This is a genomic window from Paraburkholderia tropica, from assembly GCF_900109265.1.
GTDB lineage: Bacteria > Pseudomonadota > Gammaproteobacteria > Burkholderiales > Burkholderiaceae > Paraburkholderia > Paraburkholderia tropica.
Genome location: NZ_FNZM01000001.1, coordinates 302,995 through 325,057, shown reverse-complemented (window position 1 = coordinate 325,057; position 22,063 = coordinate 302,995). Strand labels below are relative to the sequence as shown.

At 65.0% G+C, this 22,063-nt stretch carries 18 protein-coding genes; 10 read left to right on the top strand and 8 right to left on the bottom strand.

The window, feature by feature from the left end; translation table 11 throughout:
• Nucleotide 1: 1 nt before the first annotated feature.
• The 5 genes from BMY06_RS01435 to BMY06_RS01415 form a co-directional block, all read right to left on the bottom strand.
• Nucleotides 2-2,362 carry an Orn/Lys/Arg family decarboxylase gene (locus BMY06_RS01435; protein WP_074981202.1) on the bottom strand — a complete coding sequence of 787 codons (2,361 nt, stop codon included), beginning with the start codon at nucleotides 2,360-2,362 and terminating at the stop codon, nucleotides 2-4.
• Nucleotides 2,359-3,981: an arginine/agmatine antiporter gene (gene adiC, locus BMY06_RS01430; RefSeq protein WP_080180827.1), complete on the bottom strand. Its 1,623-nt coding sequence runs from the start codon at nucleotides 3,979-3,981 to the stop codon at nucleotides 2,359-2,361. The genes BMY06_RS01435 and adiC overlap by 4 nt, the downstream gene beginning before the upstream one ends.
• A 312-nt stretch (nucleotides 3,982-4,293) precedes the next feature.
• Nucleotides 4,294-4,491, bottom strand: coding sequence for a glycine zipper 2TM domain-containing protein (locus BMY06_RS01425; protein WP_065057560.1), 198 nt, complete (start codon nucleotides 4,489-4,491; stop codon nucleotides 4,294-4,296).
• A gap of 79 nt (nucleotides 4,492-4,570) precedes the next feature.
• The gene (locus tag BMY06_RS01420) at nucleotides 4,571-5,512 is read right to left on the bottom strand and encodes an AEC family transporter (protein WP_074981200.1); all 942 of its coding nucleotides are present in this window, start codon (nucleotides 5,510-5,512) and stop codon (nucleotides 4,571-4,573) included.
• A gap of 116 nt (nucleotides 5,513-5,628) precedes the next feature.
• The gene (locus BMY06_RS01415) at nucleotides 5,629-7,119 is read right to left on the bottom strand and encodes a DHA2 family efflux MFS transporter permease subunit (protein ID WP_065057715.1); all 1,491 of its coding nucleotides are present in this window, start codon (nucleotides 7,117-7,119) and stop codon (nucleotides 5,629-5,631) included.
• 337 nt (nucleotides 7,120-7,456) lie between these two features.
• Between BMY06_RS01415 and BMY06_RS01410 the strand changes: the two genes are divergently transcribed.
• Nucleotides 7,457-7,909 (top strand): MarR family winged helix-turn-helix transcriptional regulator, encoded by a 453-nt coding sequence (locus BMY06_RS01410; RefSeq protein WP_074981386.1) that lies wholly within the window; start codon nucleotides 7,457-7,459, stop codon nucleotides 7,907-7,909.
• 25 nt (nucleotides 7,910-7,934) lie between these two features.
• Here the strand turns inward: BMY06_RS01410 and speB are convergent, their stop codons facing one another.
• The 3 genes from speB to BMY06_RS01395 all read right to left on the bottom strand — a co-directional run bounded on the left by speB (nucleotide 7,935) and on the right by BMY06_RS01395 (nucleotide 11,119).
• Nucleotides 7,935-8,897: an agmatinase gene (gene speB / locus BMY06_RS01405; RefSeq protein ID WP_074981198.1), complete on the bottom strand. Its 963-nt coding sequence runs from the start codon at nucleotides 8,895-8,897 to the stop codon at nucleotides 7,935-7,937.
• Nucleotides 8,898-8,973: 76 nt separating this feature from the next.
• Complete coding sequence (locus tag BMY06_RS01400; RefSeq protein ID WP_065066068.1) at nucleotides 8,974-10,464, bottom strand: aldehyde dehydrogenase; 1,491 nt, start codon at nucleotides 10,462-10,464, stop codon at nucleotides 8,974-8,976.
• A gap of 85 nt (nucleotides 10,465-10,549) precedes the next feature.
• Entirely contained in the window at nucleotides 10,550-11,119 is a 570-nt protein-coding gene (locus BMY06_RS01395; protein ID WP_065066067.1) for a cupin domain-containing protein, read from the bottom strand.
• Nucleotides 11,120-11,528: 409 nt separating this feature from the next.
• On the opposite strand from BMY06_RS01395, the gene BMY06_RS40045 reads away from it, so the two are divergent.
• The 9 genes from BMY06_RS40045 (at nucleotide 11,529) to BMY06_RS01350 (ending at nucleotide 22,011) form a co-directional block, all read left to right on the top strand.
• Nucleotides 11,529-11,753, top strand: coding sequence for a hypothetical protein (locus tag BMY06_RS40045; protein WP_231957831.1), 225 nt, complete (start codon nucleotides 11,529-11,531; stop codon nucleotides 11,751-11,753).
• Nucleotides 11,754-12,046: 293 nt separating this feature from the next.
• Nucleotides 12,047-12,853, top strand: coding sequence for a gamma-glutamyl-gamma-aminobutyrate hydrolase family protein (locus tag BMY06_RS01385; protein WP_074981197.1), 807 nt, complete (start codon nucleotides 12,047-12,049; stop codon nucleotides 12,851-12,853).
• 32 nt (nucleotides 12,854-12,885) lie between these two features.
• Nucleotides 12,886-14,220 (top strand): glutamine synthetase family protein, encoded by a 1,335-nt coding sequence (locus BMY06_RS01380; protein WP_065066065.1) that lies wholly within the window; start codon nucleotides 12,886-12,888, stop codon nucleotides 14,218-14,220.
• A gap of 19 nt (nucleotides 14,221-14,239) precedes the next feature.
• Complete coding sequence (locus BMY06_RS01375; protein WP_074981195.1) at nucleotides 14,240-15,682, top strand: aspartate aminotransferase family protein; 1,443 nt, start codon at nucleotides 14,240-14,242, stop codon at nucleotides 15,680-15,682.
• A 78-nt stretch (nucleotides 15,683-15,760) separates the two neighbouring features.
• Nucleotides 15,761-16,882: a polyamine ABC transporter substrate-binding protein gene (locus BMY06_RS01370; protein ID WP_074981194.1), complete on the top strand. Its 1,122-nt coding sequence runs from the start codon at nucleotides 15,761-15,763 to the stop codon at nucleotides 16,880-16,882.
• A 295-nt stretch (nucleotides 16,883-17,177) separates the two neighbouring features.
• Nucleotides 17,178-18,329: an ABC transporter ATP-binding protein gene (locus tag BMY06_RS01365; RefSeq protein WP_074981192.1), complete on the top strand. Its 1,152-nt coding sequence runs from the start codon at nucleotides 17,178-17,180 to the stop codon at nucleotides 18,327-18,329.
• 73 nt (nucleotides 18,330-18,402) lie between these two features.
• Complete coding sequence (locus BMY06_RS01360) at nucleotides 18,403-19,311, top strand: ABC transporter permease subunit (protein WP_231957650.1); 909 nt, start codon at nucleotides 18,403-18,405, stop codon at nucleotides 19,309-19,311.
• On the top strand, nucleotides 19,308-20,219 hold the full coding sequence (locus BMY06_RS01355; protein WP_065061615.1) for an ABC transporter permease subunit: 912 nt from the start codon (nucleotides 19,308-19,310) through the stop codon (nucleotides 20,217-20,219). Before BMY06_RS01360 ends, BMY06_RS01355 begins: the two co-directional genes overlap by 4 nt.
• A 172-nt stretch (nucleotides 20,220-20,391) precedes the next feature.
• Complete coding sequence (locus BMY06_RS01350) at nucleotides 20,392-22,011, top strand: DUF3138 family protein (RefSeq protein ID WP_074981191.1); 1,620 nt, start codon at nucleotides 20,392-20,394, stop codon at nucleotides 22,009-22,011.
• Nucleotides 22,012-22,063 lie beyond the last annotated feature (52 nt).

Sequence of the window (22,063 nt, the reverse complement as noted above, 5' to 3'; positions counted from 1 at the left end):
CTCAAGCGTCCGGCGCGCCCTTCTTCAGACACGCGATACGGTACACGCCGTCTTCGGCTTCCACGCCGTGCGTATCGTGCGCGAAGCCCGGAAACCGCCGGTCGAACGCTTCGAGCGCCTTCAGATAGCCGAGGAACGGCCCATCGCCGTCGCCGGCATTTTCGCCGGGCATCAGCAGCGGAATGCCGGGCGGATACGGCACCACGCCGGTCGCCACCGTGCGTCCTTCCATGCGCGCGAGTTCGAGCGTTTCGATGTCGTTGTGGACGAGCCGCTCGTACGCTTCGGCGGGACTGCAATCGGGATGCGGCAGCGTGGAAAACGCCTGCGCGAGCAGCTCGGTCGTGCGCAGATCGCGCATCGCCGCGAACATGCGGTCGCACAGTTCGCGCAGCCCGATGCCCGCATAGCGCTGCGGATGCTGTTCGACAAGTTCGGGCAGCACGTGTTCGAGCGGCGCGTTCGCGTCGTAGTCGCGCTTGAAATCAAGCAGCGTGTTCACAAGCGTGCCCCACTTGCCTTTGGTCACGCCGATCGAAAACAGGAACAGGATCGTGAAGTCCGCGGTCTTTTCGACCACCACGCCCTGGCGATCCAGATACGCCGTCACCACGCTGGCCGGAATGCCCACCGGCAACAGCCCGCCGTGCGGCGCCACGCCCGGCGTCACGATCGACACCTTGATCGGATCGAGCATGCAGTAGCCGTCCTCGATGCGGCCGAAACCGTGCCAGTCGTCCTCCGGATGCAGCACCCAGCACGACGGGTCCTGCAACAGCAGCGCTTCGGGCGCGTCGTGAAAGGCGTAGCGGCGCGCGCTCTGCCGGTCCACCACGGAGCCGGGCTGCCAGACGTGGAAGAACCAGTCGTCGCGATCGTCGAAACCGGCGGCGAGACGCGCGAGCATCTGACGAAAGCCGATCGCCTCGCGCATCGCGTCGGTCGTCAGCGCGATGCCGCCGGGGCCGTCCATCATCGCGGCGCTCACGTCGTTCGACGCGATGATCGCGTATTGCGGCGAGGTCGACGCGTGCATCATGAACGACTCGTTGAAGCGCGCGTGGCCAATCGCGCTGCGCCCGTTGCGCACGTGAATGAACGAGGCCTGCGAGAGCGCGGCGAGCAGCTTGTGCGTCGATTGCGTGGCGAACACGGTCGGGCGGCTCGCGTCGTGCTCGGCGGGGTCGCCGTGCATCGCGTAGCGCTCGCGATAAAGCGGATTGAAACGCGCGTAGCCGTACCACGCTTCGTCGAAATGCAGGCGGTCCACGCTCTCGCCGAGCAGCGCTTCCACGCGCGCGACGTTGTAGCAGAGGCCGTCGTAAGTCGAGTTGGTGATGAGCGCGTGCACCGGCTTCGGCTTCACCTCGGGGCGCCCCTTCACCAGCGGATTCTGCTCGATGGCGAGCCGTATCGCCGCTTTCGTGAGCCGCTCGGGCATGATCGGCCCGATGATGCCGTAACGGTTGCGCGACGGCACGAGATACGTGGGAATCGCGCCCGCGAGCGTCATCGCGTGCTCGACGGACTTGTGGCAGTTGCGGTCGCACAGCGCGACTTCGTTGCGCGTCACGCTCGCCATCACGATCACGCGGTTCGAGGTCGACGAGCCGTTGGTCACGTGATAGCTGCGATGCGCGCCGAACACGCGCGCGGCGTACTTCTCGCTCGCGCCGATCGGCCCGCTGTGATCGAGCAGCGAACCCAGTTCGCCCACCGAGATCGACAGGTCGGAGCGAAACAACTGCTCGCCGAAGAACTCGAAGAACGCGCGCCCGACCGTCGACTTGAGGAAGGCCGTGCCGCCCGTGTGGCCGGGCGTGTGCCACGAATATTCATAGACGCGCGAGAAGCGCGCGAGCGCGCCGAACATCGGCGGCAGCACGGTTTCGCGGTAACGCTCGATGGCCGCGACGACGCGCCCGCCGATGAACGACGTGGTGTCCTCGAGCATCCAGATGAAGTCGTCGGCCTGGCGCATCGCTTCGACGGGCACGCCGGCCGCGCTCGTGCGATCCGCGAGCAGGAACACGGGCAGCGTCGCGTTGCGCGCGCGCAGCGCGTCGAGCACCGTGCGCGCGGCGGCGTGCGCGCTGGCGTGCGAACCGGCGTCGGCGTCACCGGCGGCCGTGCCGAGTTCCCAGTCGAGCAGCAGACACTGCACGCCCGGATCGGCGCCGATCACGGCGACGGCGTCGTCGGCGCTCGCGGCCGTCACCACGTCGACGAGACGCTCGCGCAGTTCCTCGATCAGCGCGCGCGCGGCGCGGCCGTTGGCCGTGGCGGCCTCGATCTGCGGATGGACGAAGAGCGCGCGCATGCCGAGGCGGCGCGACGCGTGTAGCGGGGTCACAGTGCTCATGAAGCATTCTCCGAGTTCGTGGAAGGCGTGGCGGGCGTGGCGGACGGCGTCGGCGACGCGGCTGGCGCAACCGTCGCCACCGGCGCGCTCGCGACGCCCGGCAGCGGCACGCGCGGCCGCAGCGTGAGGCCGCGATCGCGGCCCACCGACATCCAGAAGGTCGCGACGAGCGCCACCACGGCGACGCCGAACGACATGTAACGCACCCAGCCGGGCACGCGCCCGCCGGGATGCAGATGCTTTTCAGTGATCTCGCGCTGGCGATTCACCGACAACTCGTAGAACACCACCGTCGCGATCACGAAGATCAGCGACCAGCGCGTCTGCTGGCCGTCCGAGCCGACCATCGCCCAGAGCGCGTAGACCGCGCCGATCAGCCCGACGACCGTGTAGAACGAGAACTGATGCGGCGACATCTTCCCGTAGCCGAGCACCTTGATCGCGATGCACGAATAGATGTACGGCAGCAGCGTCATGATCACGGCGATCGACGCGATCTTGCCGAACTGCTCGCTCGCGTTCGGCGACATGGTCGCGAGCACCTGCACGGTCATGATCGTCGCGACGATGGCAAGCCCCGCCGACGGCACGTTCTTCGCATTCACGCGGGCGAAGACGTTGCCGAACAGACCGTCGTCGGCGGCCGCTTTCGCGGTCTGGCCGACCAGCAGCGTCCAGCCGCCGAGCGAGCCGAGGCAGCCGAGCGCCGCGCACAGCGCGACCGCGTTCGCCGCCGTGCTGCCGAGCGCGACGCGTGCGGCGTCCGCGAACGGCGCGTTCGAGGCGATCAGCGCCTTGTTCGGGATCATCCCCATGATGACGGTCGAGCTGAGCACGTAGCACACGGCCGCGATCACCACGCCGCCCACGGTCGCGATCGGCACGTTGCGCTGCGGATTGGCCACCACGGCCGTGGACACCGAGGCGCTTTCCACGCCGATGAACGCCCACAGCGTGAAGTTCAGCGTCGAGCCGATCGCGCTGAACGCGTTGCCGCCGCTCACGTTCCAGCCCGACATGTAGACCGCGCCGCTGAACCAGAACCAGCCGAACACCGCCATGCCGACGATCGGAATGAGCGCGATGATCGTCGTGACCGACTGCACGCGCGCGACCACCTGCGGGCCGAGAATGTTCGCGTAGGTCAGCAGCCAGATCACGAAGATCTGCGCGGCGGCGAACGTGAGCGGGTCGCGCAGCGAAGGAAAAAAGTGCGTGAGATAGCCGAGGCCCGCGACCGCGAGCCCGGTGTTGCCGAGCACGTTGGCAAGCCAGTAGATCAGGTTGGTCTGGTAGCCGACGTAGTTGCCGAACGATTTGCGCGCGTAGGCGTAGGGGCCGCCCGCGAGCGGCTCGATGGCGGCCAGTTTGGCGAACACGAGCCCGAGCGACACCGCGCCCACCACCGTGATCAGCCAGCCGAAAATGGAAATGCCGCCCGTGGCGGCGAGATTGGCGGGCAGCATGAAGACGCCCGAGCCCATCATGTTGCCGGCCACCATGAGCGTGGCGGCCACGACGCCGATTTTCGGCGCCCCTTTGCCCTCCGCATCGCGCTCATTACCGCTCGCGGCGCCGCCCTGTGTAAGGGCGGTGCCGGAAGGTGTCGCATCAGACATGCGCTCTCCCGAACAGGTGTGATGCAGCCGTGTGGGCTGCGATGACAACCTGGCGAGACGCGTCGGCGCGACGCCTCGCCGCCTGTGCGAAACCGTCGGATTACGGCTTCGAACAGGTAGGAAGAATAGTCTGACGAAGAAGGAAAACAGAGCGATTCAGGTCAGGAATCGCGTGCATTACGCGACTTCCTGCCTTAAATCAATTCATCCCAATTTTGTCCGGCGTAGCGCGGAACGCCGCGAGCGACGGCGAACGCACGGCGAACGCACGGCGCGTTCTAGCGTGCGTTCACGGTGCGCGGGGCCGCGTGACTACTTGCCGAGTTCGTGCCCGATCACGCCGCCCGCGACCGCACCGCCGACCGTGCCGACGGCACTGCCGTTCGTCGCCTTGTTGCCGACATAGCCGCCCGCGGCCGCGCCGCCGAGCGTGCAGGCGCTGCTGCCGAGCGCCATGAGAACGAGGAGCGCGAGCGCCGCGCCGCTGCGAGAAAGCCGCTTCATCGTCATCTCCTGATCGATGCTGACGGCTATCGGTCAGCAAACCGCGTGCCGCATTCGCAGGCTGAATCGTCCCGGAGCGCGACCGTCAGCCGTGATGCAGATGCAGCAGGATCAGCGTGAGCGTGACGAGCGAGCCGAGCGTCGAATGCAGGATCGTGCGCCCGGTCACGTGCGCCTCGCGCTTGTAATACTCCGCGAGCATGAACGGACCCGTGCCGGTCGGCAGCGCGGCGAGCAGCACGGCCGTCTCCACCAGTTGCGGCGAAAGGCCGAACACGCGGTCGGCGAGCAGCCACGTGAGCGCGGGCTGCGCCACCAGCTTCGAGAGCGTGAGCCACCACGACGACTCCTTCGGCGCGTCGCTTTTCGCGCGGCGCTCGGCAAGGAACAGGCCGAGGCTCACCAGCGCACACGGGCTCGCCGCGCCGCCGAGCAGCTTGAGGAAGGTTTCGGCGCTCGCGGGCATCGTCACGTGCAGGCCGGACATCAGCGCGCCCAGCGCGGGCGCGACCAGCAGCGGATTGCGCATGAGCGAGCGCACCACCTTGATCAGCAGACGGTGCGGGCGGCGCTCGCTTTGCAGCCCCGTTTCGATCAGCACGATGGCGATGGCGAACAGCACGCACACCACGAGGATCGTCGCGATGGTAGTGGGCGTGAGGCTCGACGGCCCGAACGCGATCATGCAGAGCGGAAAGCCCACGTAACCGGTGTTCGGATAGGCGGCGGCGAGGCCGTCGATACTCGCATCGGCGAGCGGGCGGCCGAGGAACAGGCGCACCGCGACCACGCCCACGAACACCGCGAGGCCCGCGATGCCGAACGCGGCCACGAACCCCGGCTGGAAGAGTTCATGCCAGGTGGCGTGCGCGAGGATGTCGAACAGCAGCGCGGGCAGCGCAAGCCAGACGACGAAGCGGTTCAGTTCGGAGGCGGCGGCGGGGCCGAGCACGCCGAAGCGGCGGCAGGCGAAGCCCGCGAAGATGAGGCCAAAGACGGGCAGCAGGATGGAAACAGCGGAGAGCATCGGAGTTCGCTAAATGGAGCGGCAAAAAGCATCGCGCGCGGACCGGGCCGCGCGCACGACGGGGTGAAACAGGAAAAGAAGCGGCGAGACGGGTTCAGTGCATCGGCAAATCCGTCTCAGTCCATGGCCGCGTGGTTCGCCTCGGCGGCGCCCGCGGCGTGCGAGGAAGGCCGGATGAACACCAGCAGCGGAATCACCAGCAGCGTGGCGACGAACATCATCTTGAAGTCGTTCAGATACGCAATCATGGTCGCCTGCTGCGTGATCGACTGGTTCAGCACCGCGAGATCGTAGCGCGATCCGGCTTCGAGCATCGGCTGCACCGCGGGGTTGAACGGCGTGATGTTGGCGGCGAGATCCGAATGCGCGACCTGCGTGCCGCGCGTGACGAAAGTCTGCACGATCGAGATGCCGATACTGCTGCCGATGTTGCGCATCAGGCTGTACGTGGCCGTGCCGTCGGCGCGCAGTTGCGGCGTGAGCGTGGAGAACGTGAGCGCCGACAGCGGCACGAACACGAAGCCGAGACCGAAGCCCTGCACCACGCCGGGCCAGACGATATCGGACGCGGACAGCACGATGGTGTACTGCATCATCTGCCAGAGCGCATACGCCGACACCACGAAGCCGAACAGCAGCATCGCGCGCGCGTCGACGTGCTTGAGCATGCGCCCCGCGATCAGCATGGCGATCATCGTGCCCGCGCCGCTCGGTGCGGTGACGAGGCCGGTGGTGGCGACCGGATAGCCCATCAGGTTCTGCAGCATCGGCGGCAGCAGCGCGCGCGTGGCGTAGAGCACCGCGCCGATCACGAAAATGAAGAACGTGCCGGTGGCGAAATTGCGGTCCTTGAGCAACTGGTAGCGGAAGAACGTCGTCGGCCCGGACGACGCCGTATGCACGATGAAGAACGCGAACGCCAGCACCGCGAGCAGCGCCTCGATGCGGATCTCCAGCGAGCCGAACCAGTCGAGTTGCTCGCCGCGGTCGAGCATCGCCTGCAATGCGCCGATGGCGAGCGCGAGCGTGGCGAAGCCGAACAGATCGAAGCGCGACTCGCGCAGCGGCTCGCGCGCGGGCAGGAAGGTCGAGACGCCGAACAGCGCGAACGCGCCGATCGGCACGTTGATGAAGAACACCCAGCGCCAGTTGTAGCTGTCCGTGAGCCAGCCGCCGAGCGTGGGCCCGAGCACCGGCCCGACCATCACGCCCATGCCCCAGACGGCCATGGCCTGGCCCTGGCGCTCGCGCGGATTGATGTCGAGAAGAATCGACTGCGAAAGCGGCACGAGCGACGCGCCGAAAATGCCCTGCAACAGGCGCGAAAGCACGATTTCGCCGAGCGTTTCCGAGAACCCGCACAGCGCCGACGCCAGCGTGAAGCCCGCGATCGCCACGCCCAGCAGCTTCTTCACGCCGTACCGGTCGGCGAGCCAGCCCGTGAGCGGCGTGGCGATGGCCGCCGCCACGATGTACGACGTGAGCACCCACGTGATCTCGTCCTGCGAGGCCGAGAGCGTGCCCTGCATATGCGGCAGCGCGACGTTGGCGATCGTGCTGTCGAGCGTCTGCATCAGCGTCGCCAGCATGATCGAGAGCGTGATCATGCCGCGATTCAATGGCGCTTCCGTATGGGGCGCGTCCTTGCGCGGCGCGTCGTCGTGCGGCGGCGCCGGACGCGACGCGGCGGCGCCGTCCTGCGTAACAGCGGTCATCGTGAGCCGTTCGGGTGCGTGAGTGAGCGGGTAAGTAAGCGGTCGGGTCAGGTCGAACAGAAATAATAAGCCTGCTTATTATACGAATCCGAAACGCCGGCGCAATCGGGAACAATCGTGACGACGTGGATAAAGAGGGTCGATGCACGTCGTGGGCGGCGTGGGCGCGCCTCGCCCGCCCCGGCCGCCGCGCACGGGGCTGCCCACGGCGCGCCCGTATAATCGCGCCATGACTACCGACACTACCGACCTCGAAAAACGCTTTGGCTTCTTGATCGTCGATGTGGGCCGGCTGTACGGCAAACGTTACGACGAGCTGGCGAAGTCGTCGCTCGATCTCACGCGCGCGCAGTGCCGCATGATCGCGTACCTCGCGCACTATGGCGCGATGAATCAGGCGAGTCTGGCGGAGCAGCTGGAAGTGGCGCCCATTTCGGCGGGCCGATTGCTGGAACGCATGGAAGAAGCGGGCTGGGTCGTGCGCACGCCCAATCCCGACGATCGCCGCGAATTGCTCGCGAGCCTCACGCCCAAAGCGGAAGGTGTGCTGTCCGCCGCGCGCCGCGTGGGCGACGAAGTGCAGGACGAAGCCCTGGCGGGCTTCACACCCGAAGAAGCGGAGCAGTTCAGCAACATGCTCCAGCGCGTGCGGGGCAATCTGAGCGCATTGGTCGAGCGCTAGACGCCCCGGTCGACTCTCACCACCCTCAGCGCCCGGCGACCTTGCGCTGCCGCCACAGGCACAGCAGATCGCACGCGAGATGCGCAGCGGCGAGCGCCGTGATCTCGCTCTGATCGTAGGCGGGCGCGACCTCCACCACATCCGCGCCCACGAGATTCAGCGCCTCCAGGCCGCGCACAATCGCCAGCGCCTGCGCCGACGACAGCCCGCCCGCCACCGGCGTGCCCGTGCCCGGCGCGAAAGCCGGATCGAGACAATCGATATCGAAGGTCAGATACGCGGGCCGCTCGCCCACGATCTCCAGAATGCGTTCGCGCGCCGCGCGCGGACCGTGCTCATGCACCCACGCGGCGTCGAGCACGTTGATGCCGAGAAAGTCGTCGTTCCACGTGCGAATGCCCACCTGCACCGAAGTCTGCGGATCGATCAGCCCTTCTTTCACGGCCTTGTAGAACATCGTGCCGTGATTGAGGCTGTCGGGCGCGTCGTCGGGCCAGGTGTCGCAATGCGCGTCGAAGTGAATCAGCGACAGCGGCTTGCCGTACTTTTCCGCATGCGCGATCAGCAGCGGATACGTGATGAAGTGATCGCCGCCGAACGTGAGCATCTTCGCGTTCGAGCGCAGGATCGCGCGCGCATGCTCGACGATGGCGGGTTTGATGGTCAGCGGATTGTGCGCGTCGAACCAGCAGTCGCCGTAATCGGTCACGGCCAGCGTCTCGAACGGATCGAAACCCCACGGATACGGATGCAGCTCCGCCAGTTGCACGCTCGCCGCGCGCACCGCCGCCGGACCGAGCCGCGCGCCCGAGCGGAACGTCGTGGCCAGATCGAGCGGCACGCCGCTGATCGCCACGTCCACGCCGTCGAGATCGCGCGTGTACTTGCGGCGCATGAACGACAGCACGCCCGCATAGGTGTTTTCGATCGAAGAACCGTGCAGCGAGTCGCGGCGAATGGCGCCGTCACCGTGGAGCGTGGCCGTCATGCAATGCCCTTGTCGTGGAGCCGAGAATGAAGAACGCGGCGGCGCGCGCCGCCGCGCTCACGCTAGACACAGACGCTTAACGCAGCCGCACGAGCGTGGACTTCAGCTCGGTGTACTTCTCCAGCGCATGCAGCGACTTGTCGCGCCCGTTGCCCGACTCCTTGAAGCCGCCGAACGGGAAGTTCATGTCGCCGCCTTCGTCATAGCAGTTCACCCATACCGTACCCGCGCGCAGGCGTCGTGCGATCTCGTGCGCGTTCGTGAGATTCGCAGTCCACACGGCGGCGGCGAGGCCGTAGTCGCTGTCGTTGGCGATACGCACGGCTTCGTCGATCGTACTGAACGTAATCACCGACAACACCGGCCCGAAGATTTCCTCACGCGCGATACGCGCGTCGTGATGCGTGTCGAACACGGTCGGCTCCACATAGAAGCCGCCGCTCGACTCGTTCACGCGCTCGCCGCCGTAGAGCAGCTTCGAGTCCTTGCGGCCCGCTTCGATATAGCTCAGCACGCGATCGAGCTGAATCTTGTCGACGATCGCGCCCATCGACACGTCCGGGTCGAGAGGATTGCCAGGCTTGTACGACTTCGCCGCTTCCACGAGCTTCGCGAGGAACACATCCTTGATGTCGCGATGCACGAGCAGACGCGAACCCGCCGTACACATCTCGCCCATGTTGTAGAAGATCGCGCCCGCCGCCGCGTTGGCCGCGCGGTCGAGATCGGGGCAATCGGGCAGCACGATGTTCGGCGACTTGCCGCCCAGTTCGAGCCACACGCGCTTGAGATTCGACTGGCCCGCGTACTGCATGATCTGCTTGCCGACGTTGGTGGAACCGGTGAACGCAATGCAGTCCACGTCGCGATGCAGGCCGAGCAGCTTGCCCGGTTCGCCGCCGCCGGGCAGCACGTTGAACACGCCCGCCGGGATGCCCGCTTCGTGCGCGAGCTGCGCCACGCGAATGGCCGTGAGCGGCGATTTTTCCGAAGGCTTGAGCACCACGCTGTTGCCCGCCGCGAGCGCCGGGCCGAATTTCCACGACGCCATCAGGATCGGGAAATTCCACGGCACCACGGCCGCCACCACGCCGATCGGCTCGCGCGTGACGAGGCCGACGAGATGATGATCGGCGGGCACGACTTCGCCGCCCACCTTGTCGATGGCTTCGGCGAACCACTCCACGCAATAGGCGGCGCCCGGCACGTCCACCGTGGTGGTGTCGCCGATCGGCTTGCCCGCGTCGAGCGTTTCGAGCAGCGCGAGTTCGTCCTGGTGCTCGCGCATCAGCGCCGCCCAGCGCTGCAGCACGGCCTTGCGCGCGCGCGGATTGAGCCCGGCCCACACGCCTTCGTCGAAAGCGCGGCGCGCGGCCGCCACCGCCGCGTCGACATCGGCGGCGCCGCAGTCGGCCACGCTCGCGAGCACGCGGCCGTCGATCGGGCTCACGCAGTCGAAGCTGCGTCCCGAGTACGCGTCGCGATACGCGCCGTCGATAAATGCCCGGCCTTCGATCGACAGCGTCGCGGCCTTGTCCTGCCAGTAAGCGAGAGTTTTCTTTTCCATCAGGATGCCTCAATAAATGACGATTCGCCCGGCGTGCCACGCATCGTGTGACGCGTGCGGCAGCGGGCGCATCGGTTTCGCGCGATCAGAACGTGGGCGGCGAATTCGCCGACACCACTTCGCAGACGTCGGTCGCGCTGGGATTGCGAAATCGGTGCGGAAGGCGGCTTTCGAAGTAATAACTGTCGCCGGGGTCGAGCAGCCACGTCGTGCCGTCGACGGTCAGTTCGATCTGGCCGTTGACCACGACGCCGCCCTCGTGCCCGGCGTGAACCAGCATTTCAGGTCCGGTATCCGCGAGCGGTTGATACACCTCGCGCAGAATGCCCATGTTGCGGTCCTTCACGTTCGCGCCCGCCAGATAGAACTCGATGGACGCGTTACCGAGATTGGGCATCTCGTCGCGCCGCGACACCACGCTCGCGCCCTCGTTCAGATCGAAGGTGAAGAACTCCGCGAGGCTCATCGGAATGCATTCGAGCAGTTTCTTGAGCGACCCGACTGAGGGACTGACACGACTTTGCTCGATAAGCGAAATCGCGCCGTTCGTCACGCCCGCACGCTTGGCGAGTTCGCGCTGCGACAGGCCATAGCGTTTGCGCACATAACGCAGGCGCGTGGCGACTTCGGTGGAAACGGATGCGGACTCGGTCACGGTCGAAAACCGGTTTGGGTCAGGGAACGCGCAGGGGACACAGCAGCGCGGCGCGATAAACGTGTTGAATATTCTAATCAGTTTGCTTTTTTTTGCGTCAGTACAAACCCCTGTAAGTAATTCGAAATATAACGACAGTGCGGCATATTTCGCACTCCGCTGTGTTTACGGGCGTCTTGGGGAAAGTGCTGACATAAAAAACGTAAAAAAATAATTGACGGCCTTTTTGGCTCGTATATGCTGAAACACAGGTCGATCGAACGATGATTCACGCATCACATCGCACCGCAACACGCGAACAATGCGCATTACATCGAACGGCACCTATGTTCCGGTTCACGAAGCGCATTTTGCATACCGCGCGGTGCGAACCAGACAACTGACCAACAAACCCCAGTCGAGTGTAATTGTGAGAGTCCGTGGCCCTCTGGTGAGATGGGATCGAAGTCATGCGAGGTGTCTTCGCAGTGACTGCGCCGCCATCGCCGACGGCTGTAGCGGCAGGCTTGCCTCTCGCCTGCTTCTCTCCGTCTTCACAATCCTTTCCCGCCGGTCCGTCCGGCGCCATAACGCCGTTTCCGCACGCGCCTTTATCGCCGTCCACACGGACGAGGTCGCGTCGCTGCTGCCCTAGCGCCTCTCCTTCCTGCGCCGTTCGTTTTTATCGCCGTGTTGTGCATGCGAGGACGTCTGTCGTGCATGCGCGGTGTGCCTGCGCACGTCTGAATACCGTCGCGCCGCATAACGGCAGAAAACGAACCGCCTACATGATCTCCACGCGCAGCGCGATGCGTTAGCGTCGCTCAATTCTGCGCGAACCCGTTTGCAGCCGTGCATGCCGTGCGGTTGCAAGGTCATGTCACGCCTGTTGCGCCTGTGCATTACGTTTGCAAACGCGCATCAGGAAGAAGAAGTGAACCATTAGTCATGCGAACCAAACCTTTGATTGGCGTTACCGCCGATCGCACGATGATGGGACCGCACGCGTCGCACGTGGCCGGCGAGAAGTACATCGCCGCTGCCGTGGATGGCGCCGGGGCGCTCGCGTTCGTGCTGCCCGCGCTCGGCGAGCGTCAGGCGGCGGCGGACATTCTGGATGCCGTGGACGGACTGCTCTTCACGGGCAGTTACTCGAACGTCGAGCCGCATCGCTACGGCGGCCCGGCGAGCGCCGCGGGCACGCTGCACGATCCGGCGCGCGACGCTACCACCTTGCCGCTGCTGCGCGCCGCCATCGAGGCGGGCGTGCCGGTGCTGGCGATCTGCCGCGGCTTCCAGGAGATGAACGTGGTGTTCGGCGGCACGCTGCATCAGGAAGTGCATGCCGTCGACGGACTGCACGACCATCGCGAGAACAAGGCCGATCCGCTCGATACGCAATATGGTCCGGCGCACACGATCGCCCTCGTCGAAGGCGGGCTGTTGCGCGAGATCGCAGGCGGCGCGCACGAGGCCAGCGTGAATTCGCTGCACGGGCAAGGTATCGACACGCTCGGCCACGGACTCGTTGCTAACGCAACGGCCCCCGACGGTCTCATCGAAGCGATCAGTGTGGCGAACGCGCGCGCCTTCGCACTCGGCGTGCAATGGCACCCCGAGTGGCAGCACGCGCAGAACGCCTTGTCCACCGCCATCTTCCGCGCCTTCGGCGAGGCTTGCCGCGCACGCATGCTGGCCCGAATACCGGGCGGCGCCGCGCATCAGCCCGCACGCGCCCACGCCGCGCACGTCTGAGCCCGGCCCTGAACAGAACAGAGAGAACGAACATGCACGACATCGACGAATTCCTGAAGAAACATCACATCACCGAAATCGAAGCGATCATCCCCGACATGGCGGGTATCGCGCGCGGCAAGATCATTCCGCGCAGCAAGTTCGAATCCGGCGAATCCATGCGCCTGCCGCAAGCCGTGATGATCCAGACCGTGACCGGCGACTATCCGGAAGACGGCACGCTCACCGGCGTCACCGACCCCGACATGGTCTGCGTGCCCGACGCCTCGACCATCCGCATCATTCCGTGGGCCGTCGATCCCACCGCGCAGGTCATTCACGATTGCGTGCATTTCGACGGCTCGCCCGTCGAAATCTCGCCGCGCCGCGTGCTGCGCCGCGTGCTCGAACTCTATGACGCGAAGGGCTGGAAGCCCATCATCGCGCCGGAACTGGAGTTCTATCTCGTCGACATGAACAAGGATCCGGACATGCCGCTCACGCCGCCGATCGGCCGCACGGGCCGTCCGGAAACGGGCCGCCAGGCGTATTCGATCGAAGCCGTGAACGAATTCGATCCGCTGTTCGAAGACATCTACGAGTACTGCGACGTGCAGGATCTCGAAGTCGATACGCTGATTCACGAAGTCGGCGCGGCGCAGATGGAAATCAACTTCATGCACGGCGAACCGCTGGGCCTCGCGGACCGCGTGTTCCTCTTCAAGCGCACCGTGCGCGAAGCCGCGCTGCGTCACCATATGTACGCCACCTTCATGGCGAAGCCGATGGAGAACGAGCCGGGTTCGGCCATGCACATTCACCAGAGCCTCGTGTCGGCGGAAAGCGGCCAGAACCTGTTCACGGGCGCGGACGGCAAGCCCACCGACATGTTCCATGCGTACATCGCGGGCCTGCAGAAGTACACGCCGGCGCTGATGCCGATCTTCGCGCCGTACATCAATTCGTATCGCCGGCTGTCGCGCTTCATGGCCGCGCCGATCAACGTGGCATGGGGCTACGATAACCGCACCGTGGGCTTCCGCGTGCCGTATTCGTCGCCGGCCGCGCGCCGCGTGGAGAACCGCATTCCGGGCGTCGATACGAATCCGTACCTCGCCATCGCCGCGACGCTCGCAGCCGGCTATCTGGGCATGACGCAGCACCTCAAGCCCACCGAGCCGCTCGTGAGCGACGGCTACTCGCTGCCCTACCAGTTGCCGCGCAATCTGGAAGAAGGCCTCACGCTGATGGGCGCGAGCGAGCCGCTGATGGGCATCCTCGGCGAGAAGTTCGTGCGCGCGTATCTCGCGCTCAAGGAAACCGAATACGAAGCGTATTTCCGCGTGATCAGTTCGTGGGAACGCAAGCACCTGCTGCTGCACGTGTAACGAGAAAGGAGACATTGCAATGAGCTATCGAATCGACGCCCCCGCCAGCGCGCTCCAGGAAGCGCCGACGACGCTGCGCGCACAAGCCGCGCAAGGCGCACGCACGACCGCTGAATATCGCGCGCTGGACGCCGCGCATCACATCCATCCGTTTTCGGACATGGGCTCGCTGAACAAGGCCGGCAGCCGCGTGATCGTGAAGGCCAAGGGCGTGTATCTGTGGGACTCGGACGGCAACCAGATCATCGACGGCATGGCCGGTCTGTGGTGCGTGAACGTAGGCTATGGCCGCAAGGAACTCGCGGACGCCGCCTACGAGCAGATGCTGCAACTGCCGTTCTACAACACGTTCTTCAAGACCACGCATCCGCCGGTGATCGAACTCTCGGCGCTGCTCGCCGAAGTCTCGCCGGAACCGTTCAACCACTTCTTCTATTGCAACAGCGGCTCGGAAGGCAACGACACCGTGCTGCGCATCGTGCATCAGTACTGGCTCACGCAGGGCAAGCCGTCGAAGAAGGTCGTGATCTCGCGCCGCAACGCGTATCACGGTTCGACCATCGCGGGCGGCACGCTCGGCGGCATGGGCTATATGCACGAGCAGATGCCGTCGAAGGTCGAGAACATCGTTCATATCGATCAACCGTATTTCTACGGCGAAGCCGAGGGCAACATGACGCCCGAGGAATTCGGCCTCGCGCGCGCCCAGCAGCTCGAAGCGAAGATTCTCGAAGTGGGCGCGGAGAACGTGGCCGCCTTCATCGGCGAGCCGTTCCAGGGCGCGGGCGGCGTGATCTTCCCGGCCTCGACCTACTGGCCGGAAATCCAGCGCATCTGCCGCAAGTACGACATCCTGCTGTGCGCCGACGAAGTGATCGGCGGTTTCGGCCGCACGGGCGAATGGTTCGCGCATCAGCACTTCGGTTTCGAGCCGGACCTCATCACGATGGCCAAGGGCCTCACGAGCGGTTATGTGCCGATGGGCGCGGTGGGCCTTCACGACCGCGTGGCCAAGGCGCTGATCGAGAACGGCGACTTCAATCACGGCCTCACGTACTCGGGTCATCCGGTGGCCGCCGCCGTGGCCGTCGCGAACCTGAAGCTGCTGCGCGACGAGAAGATCGTCGAGCGCGTGAAGACCGATACGGGTCCGTACTTCCAGCAGCAGTTGCGCGAGACCTTCGCGAATCATCCGATCGTCGGCGACATTTCGGGCGCGGGTCTGGTGGCCGGTCTGCAACTCGCCGAAGACCCGAAGACGCGCAAGCGCTTCGCGAACGGCGGCGACGTGGGCACGATCTGCCGCGACTTCTGCTTCAACGGCAACCTCATCATGCGCGCCACCGGCGACCGCATGCTGCTCTCGCCGCCGCTCGTCATCACGCGCGGCGAGATCGACGAAATCGTGTCGAAGGCGAAGAAGGCCGTCGACGCCACCGCGCAGCAACTGGGATTTTCGTAACGCAGTCACCACCGGGCCGGCGGCGCACAACGGGGTGCGGGCGCCGCCCGCCAACCTTCATCACCTGGGGAAATCAACATGAGTGTCAGACATCTTCGTCATGCCGTCGCACTGGCCGCGCTCGCCGTCTGCGCGGGTCTCACGGCAACTTCGAGCCAGCCGGCTCGCGCCGCGGACGACACACTGAACGTCTACAACTGGTCCGACTACATCGCGAAAGACACGATCCCGAACTTCGAAAAGCAGACGGGCATTCACGTCAAGTACGACAACTACGATAGCGACGACACCTTGCAGGCCAAGCTGCTCGCGGGCAGCTCGGGTTACGACATCGTCGTGCCCACGTCGAACTACATGGCCAAGCAGATTCAGGCCGGCGTGTACCAGAAGCTCGACAAGTCGAAGCTCCCCAATCTCTCGAACCTCGATCCGGTGCTCATGCACATGATCGCGGACGCCGATCCGGGCAATCAGTACGGCGTGCCCTGGGCCTACGGCACCGACGGCATCGGCTACAACCAGGAAGCCGTCGAGAAGGCGCTCGGCACGAGCGCGCCCGTCGACAGCTGGTCGCTGATTTTCGATCCGGCCAATCTGTCGAAGCTCAAGGGCTGCGGCGTGTCGTTCCTCGACCAGGCCGCCGACGTGTTCGCCGCCACGCTGCAATACATGGGCAAGAATCCGAACAGCACGAATCCGGCCGACTATCAGGCCGCTTTCGAAACGCTGAAGAAAGTCCGCCCGTACATCACGCAGTTCAATTCGTCGGGCTACATCAACGACCTCGTGAACAACGACATCTGCGTGGCCTTCGCCTGGTCGGGCGACGTGGGCATCGCGCATCGCCGCGCCGAGGAAGCCAAGCGTTCGTATCACATCAAGTTCGGCAACCCGAAGGAAGGCGGCCTGCTGTGGTTCGACGTGATGGTGATCCCGAAGGATGCACCGCACCCCGAAGCCGCGCTCAAGTGGATCAACTACATCCAGGATCCGAAGGTCAACGCGGCGATCACCAACGAAGTGTTCTATCCGACCGCCAACAAGGCCGCGCGCCAGTTCGTGACGCCTTCGGTGGCGCAGGACCCGACCGTGTATCCGGGCGACGAAGTCCTCAAGAAGATGACGCTGATGAAGCCGATGCCGGCCGAAATCCTGCGCCTCGAAAACCGCCTGTGGTCGCAGTTGAAGACGGGCCACTAAGCGCATAACAGGAGAAGGAAGGAGACACCGCGCGGTAGAGGGATCGCTCGACCCCTCGCCGCCACCAGGCAAGTCCGCTGTTCGAAGTCCGGCTGTGCGCGTCGCCCCCTTTCCCCGGCAACGCGCCAGCCTCCACCGAGCTCCGTTCGCAGTACTGACGTCCGCGAGTCGCCTTGTGCGCCCCGTGCGGGGCGACTCGCGCCCGCGATTTGCAGAACCGCCGCGAGGCAGCAGGCAAACAGGCAAACCGCGCGACGACGCGCAGTGCCGCGATCAGAAAGGAAACCGTTACATCATGAATTCGACGTCCAAAGTCCACGCCTCCGAAGCCGCGCAACCGGGCGCGCAGGCCACCTCCCGCGACGCTTTCGTGCGTATCGAAAACGTCGTCAAGAAGTTCGGCGACAGCGTCGCCGTGAACAACGTCAGCCTGAACATCGCGAAGAACGAACTATTCGCGCTGCTCGGCAGTTCGGGCTGCGGCAAGTCCACGCTGCTGCGCATGCTCGCCGGGCTGGAAACGGCCACCTCGGGCAAGATCTTCGTCGATGGCGAGGACCTCGCGGCGCTGCCGCCCTATCGCCGTCCGGTCAACATGATGTTCCAGTCGTATGCGCTCTTTCCGCATATGAGCGTGGAATCGAATGTTGCGTTCGGCCTCAAGCAGGAAGGGGTGCCGAAGAACGAAATCCGGGAACGCGTGGCCGACGCGCTCAATCTCGTGCAGATGAGCCGCTACGCGAAGCGCAAGCCGCATCAGCTCTCGGGCGGCCAGCAGCAGCGCGTCGCGCTCGCGCGTTCGCTCGTCAAGCGCCCCAAGCTGCTGCTGCTCGACGAACCGATGTCGGCGCTCGATAAAAAGATCCGCCAGAAGACCCAGCTCGAACTTGTGAACATCATCGAGAAGGTCGACGTCACCTGCGTGATGGTCACGCACGATCAGGAAGAAGCGATGACGATGGCCAATCGTCTCGCGGTCATGAGCGAAGGCCGCATCGTGCAGATCGGCTCGCCCAACGAAGTCTACGAATTCCCCAACAGCCGCTTCTCGGCCGAGTTCATCGGCTCGACCAATCTGTTCGAAGGCAAGGTGGTCGAAGACGAGCCCGATCACATCTACGTCGAAAGCGAAGACCTCGAAACGCGCATGTACGTGAGCCACGGCGTGACCGGCCCGCTCGGCATGCCGGTCGGCATTTCGGTGCGCCCCGAGCGCGTGCGCGTGACGCGCGAGAAGCCGGGCACGCAGACGAACTGGGCGCGCGGCGTCGTGACGGACGTGGCCTACATGGGCAGCTATTCGCTCTATCACGTGCGCCTGCCGGGCGGCAAGGTGGTGGTGTCGAACCTGTCCAGCTCGCATCTGATGAACGAAGGCGCGCCGGCCTGGAACGACGACGTGTATGTGTCGTGGTCGCCCGCCAGCGGCGTCGTGCTCACGCAATAACGGAGATGCCGACATGAGTACGTCCCTGCCCTCCACGCCCTCCGTGCCGTCGCGCAGCAACGCGCCGCGCGGCATGCTCGCGCGCGTGTTCTCGCGCTTCGTGCCCTCGGGCCGCACCACGGTGATCGGCGTGCCGTTCCTGTGGCTCGCGCTGTTCTTCGCGCTGCCCTTCGTGCTGGTGCTCAAGATCAGCTTCGCCGACCAGGTCATGGGCATTCCGCCCTACTCGAACCTCGTCGAGATGAAAGACGGCATGGTGCATCTGGCCTTGCAGCTTTCGCACTATGCGTTCCTGCTGCAGGACAGCCTGTATATCGCCACCTACATCAGTTCGCTGAAGATGGCGGCGGTCTCGACGATCTTCTGCCTGTTGATCGGCTATCCGATCGCCTACTACATCGCCCGCTCGAATCCGGCCACGCGCAACGTGCTGATGATGGCCGTGATGCTGCCTTTCTGGACCTCGTTCCTGATTCGCGTCTACGCGTGGATCGGCATTCTCAAGGACGACGGCCTGCTCAATCACGCGCTGATCGCCATCGGCCTGATTCACTCGCCGCTGCGGCTCTATCACAGCGACGCGGGCGTCTATATCGGCATGGTCTATTCGTATCTGCCGTTCATGGTGATGCCGCTCTACGCGCACCTCGTGAAGATGGACCTCACGCTGCTCGAAGCCGCTTACGACCTCGGCGCGAAGCCGTGGGTCGCGTTCACGCGGATCACGTTGCCGCTCTCGAAGAACGGGATCATCGCGGGCAGCCTGCTCGTGTTCATTCCGGCGGTCGGCGAATACGTGATTCCCGAACTGCTCGGCGGCGCCGACACGCTGATGATCGGCCGCGTCATGTGGGACGAGTTCTTCAACAACATGGACTGGCCGATGGCATCCGCCGTCACGGTCGCGATGGTGCTGCTGCTGCTCGTGCCGATGGCCGTGTTCCAGTACTACCAGGTCAAGGAACTGGAGGAAGGCAAATGATCAAGCCCAATCGCACGCTCTCGACCAGCGTTCTCACTGTCGGCTTTCTGTTCCTCTATATCCCGATCATCAGCCTCGTCGTGTACTCGTTCAACGAGTCGAAGCTCGTGACGGTGTGGTCCGGCTTCTCGCTCAAGTGGTACGCGGCGCTGCTGCAGGACGACGAGTTGCTGAGCGCCGCCTGGCTTTCGCTGAAGATCGGCCTGATGACGGCGTTCGCCTCGGTGGTGATCGGCACGTGGGCGGGCTTCGTGCTCGCGCGCATGGGCCGCTTCCGCGGCTTCACGCTCTACACCGGCATGATCAACGCGCCGCTCGTGATTCCCGAAGTGATCCAGGGCATCTCGCTGCTGCTGCTGTTCGTGGCGCTCCAGCAGATGATCGGCTGGCCCGCCGGGCGCGGCATCCTCACGATCTGGATCGGCCACGTGATGCTCTGCGTGTCGTACGTCGCGATCATCGTGCAGTCGCGCGTGAAGGAGATGAACAAGTCGCTCGAAGAGGCCGCGCTCGATCTCGGCGCCACGCCGCTGAAGGTGTTCTTCGTCATCACGCTGCCGCTGATCTCGCAGGCGCTGCTCTCCGGCTGGCTGCTCTCGTTCACGCTCTCGATCGACGACCTCGTGCTCTCCGCGTTCCTCTCCGGTCCCGGCTCGACCACGCTGCCGCTCGTCGTGTTCTCGCGCGTGCGTCTCGGCCTGAATCCGGAAATGAACGCGCTCGCCACGCTCTTCATCACGGCCGTGACGATCGGCGTGATCGCGGTGAATCAGTTGATGAGCGCACGCGAGAAGAAGCGTCTGCGCGATCTGCAGATGGCCTTCACGCAGCCCGATCCCGCCGAAACCGCCAGCGCCGCTTCACCGGCCGGCGCGGTCGGCGCACCGATCGGACGGCGCGCGGCCTGAACCGTTTTTTGAAGCAAGTCGTAGAAGCCGCCCGTAGAGAACCTCGCGCGGAACCTGAGAGTTCGACAACAAGACGGCGCGCCTCGCGCGCGCCGCGTGCAACGGCCCGCCGCAAGAAAAGCAAGAACGCCTCGAAGTGTTTGCAATAACGACCCAATAAGGAGAATTGTCGATGAAGAAGAAGTTAATCTGTCTGCTGGTGGCCGGGGCACTGCCGGGGCTCGCTTTCGCGGACTCGACCAGCGATCAGATCAAGGCCCTCCAGGCACAGTTGAATGCCCTGCAAAAAGAGGTGAAATCGCTCAAGAGCGAAATCGCCAGTTCGAAGAACACGGCGAAGGCGTCGTCGAAAACAGCCACGGCTTCCGCGGGCGGCGCGGCAGCGGGCACGGCAGGCGCCACGGCCAGCACGGCGGAAGCCGCGCCGGTCGACATCAGCTCGCCCGACTACGGCAAGGCGCCCGCTCACCTGACCAACGACGACGTCGACTCGATGAAGCAGCAGATCGCGAGCCAGCAGTTGAAGGTCGATTCGCTCAGCGACGCGGCCAGCACCGGACCCATCGCGGGCCTCTCGATCACCGGCTATATCGACCCGTCGTACATCTACAACCGCGCGCCGGGCACTTCGTCGTTCCTGTTCGCGAATCACGAGAGCTCGTACAACTACTTCAACAGCACGTTCGGCGATCTCTACCTCGACATCAAGAAGACCTTCGGTGTCGGCCCGATGGCGCCGTCCGCCGAAATCACGCTCATGCCGAACCGCGGCAACGGCATCACGCTGCTCGCGAACGAACACGGCGACATCGGCAACAACATCCTGAACACGGCCGTGGTGACGGTGCCGATCACGGCCACGCAGACCTTCGTCGCCGGTCTGATGCCGAGCTTCGGCGGCTACGAGGTGCAGCAGTCGAACCAGATGCTGACCCTCACGCACAACCTGCTGTACGACTTCTCGGATCCGGGCAGCTACGTGGGCGTGGGCTGGAACTACACGCCGGACGGCAGCCAGTGGGCCTTCAAGTTCATCCTCGGCAACGAGCAGTACCGCACCTACGGCGCGGTCACGCAGACGGGCACGAACGCGCTGGGCGACCCGATCACGACGAGCAACAAGATCCCGACCTTCACGGCGCGCGCGGACTACACGATGTCGAGCGCGCTCGATATCGGCGGTTCGTTCAACATTGGCCGCCAGACGCTGTCGAGCGCGACCAATGCGGACGGTCAGGTGGTCTACGGTCCGGGCGGCCAGGCGTCGAGCTCGGGCGGCTACTTCTTCTTCGGCGAAGTCGACGCGACCTACTCGCTCGCGGACATCCAGTACAACGCCGAAGTCGATTACGGCCAGCAGCAGCGCGCCGCGTTCAACGGCGGCAACGCGCAGTGGTACGGCCTCTCGCTGCTCGCGCACCGCAAGTTCAACGCGCCGGTCGTGGGCCGCATGGGCGTGACCGCGCGTTACGACCTGCTCGTCGACAGCAAGAACGGCGGCGGCGGCGGCGGCGTGGCGCTCAACGGCAATGGCATGGACCCGTACAACGGCTTCGGCATCGGCGCGGACTGCCTCGCGAACTCGCAGGCGGGCGGCGGCTACGGCTTCGAGTGCAAGGGCGCGGTACGCCAGGACGTCGCGCTCGACCTGCTGTTCTACCCGACGCAGCAGATCACCGTGAAGGTCGAATATCGCCACGACTGGGCCTCGCAGAAGGTGTTCCTGCGCAACGACGGCTCGTACAGCAAGAGCAACGACTTGCTGGGCGCGCAGTTCATCTACGCGTTCTGACGCGTATGCGGCGGGCAGCGGGCCTCGCGCCTGCGCCCGCCGTTTTTTTCGC